The 1,329-nt window shown below is 61.3% G+C and carries 1 protein-coding gene; it reads left to right on the forward strand.

Going from position 1 to position 1,329, the window contains the following annotated elements; translation table 11 throughout:
• Positions 1-57: 57 nt before the first annotated feature.
• Positions 58-1,143, forward strand: coding sequence for a transposase (locus EOA85_RS35410; protein WP_127212741.1), 1,086 nt, complete (start codon positions 58-60; stop codon positions 1,141-1,143).
• Positions 1,144-1,329: the final 186 nt, after the last annotated feature.

The following is a 1,329-nucleotide window of genomic DNA, read 5'->3' on the forward strand; positions in this document are numbered from 1 at the left end:
GGCATATGCGCTAAGATAGGAGTTGCAGCGGGGAATCGGTTGTGATTCTACGCTGCGATGACTCACGAATCGCTTGTAGATGACGGCTGGGCCGAGACGATTGAGCTTCTCGGTGGTGAAGAGTTGATCGCGGGGAGTGCTCGCGAGACCAAGGCGTTCCTGCGGCCGCGGGGCGTCAGATCGGCTACTGATCTGTTGCGCCTGACTCTGGCTTACTGCCTTGGCAAGGTGGGCATGCGGGGCGTCGTGGCCTGGGCGGCGGCGAGCGGGATCGCCGACATCTCGGACGTGGCGTTGCTCGGCCGGCTGCGCAACGCAGGGCCGTGGCTGCAGCAGTTGATTGGGTATCTTTTGAAGCGCGAGGAGGTAGGCTTGGCCAAGGGCCGGCTGATCCGCATCCTCGATGCGACATCGGTTGCCAAGGCCGGTGTGCATGAGAAGAAGAACAATGGCCTTTGGCGTATGCACTGCGCCTTCGATCTTGAGCGCGAGCAGTTCGATTTCCTCGAGATCACCGACCAGAGCGAGGCCGAGCTGATCGACCGCGTGCCGGTGGTGGCGGGCGAGATCCGCATCGGCGACCGCGCCTATCTGCAGGCCGAGCGGATCGCAAAGGTCATGGCGCAAGGCGGCGACGTTGTCGTGCGTGCGGCGTGGAAGAATGTGCGATGGCTCGATGCCAGCGGTAAGCCATTCGATCTCATCGGCCACCTGAAGAGCTGCCGCGAGGAGGTCATCGAAACGCCTGTCTGGCTGGGCCTCAAGAAGAAGGGCGAGCCCCTGAAGATGCGCCTGATCGCCTTGCGCAAATCCGAGGCCGCGACACAAGAAGCGCGGCGCAAAATCAACAAGGAAGCCAAGGCCAAGGGCAAGCAGGTTCAACCGGAGACGCTGATTGCTGCCGGCTTTGTTATCCTTGTGACCTCGCTTGACCAGGAGGAGTTTCCCTCCGGCACAGTTCTCAAGCTCTATCGCATGCGCTGGCGCATCGAGCTCGCCTTCAAGCGTCTGAAGAGCCTGATCGGACTGCGCGCGCCTCCCGCCAAAGACCCAAGGATCGCAAAGCCTTGGATTCTTGCCCACTTCCTCATCGCGCTTGTGACCGAACCCCTCTCGCAGGAGTTGGGTGTCTCTCCCCCTTGAGCGACGGACGCCCGCTGCTGTGGCGCGCTACCCGCCAGATCGTAGCCTCTCTGATCGCAGCGATCTTTGCTCAACCTCCCTTGGCAACCCTGCGCCAAAATCTCCATGCCTTGCGACATCGATGGCGTGAACCACCACGAAAGCGCAAATTTCAGTCCATGCCGAAGCTATCTTAGCGCATATGCC

The sequence above is a fragment of the Mesorhizobium sp. M5C.F.Ca.IN.020.29.1.1 genome, assembly GCF_003997375.1.
Lineage (GTDB): Bacteria > Pseudomonadota > Alphaproteobacteria > Rhizobiales > Rhizobiaceae > Mesorhizobium > Mesorhizobium wenxiniae.

Coding starts and splice junctions, on each gene's coding strand:
- EOA85_RS35410 (WP_127212741.1), top strand. CDS start 58: ATGACTCACGAATCGCTTGTAGATGACGGCTGGGCCGAGACGATTGAG.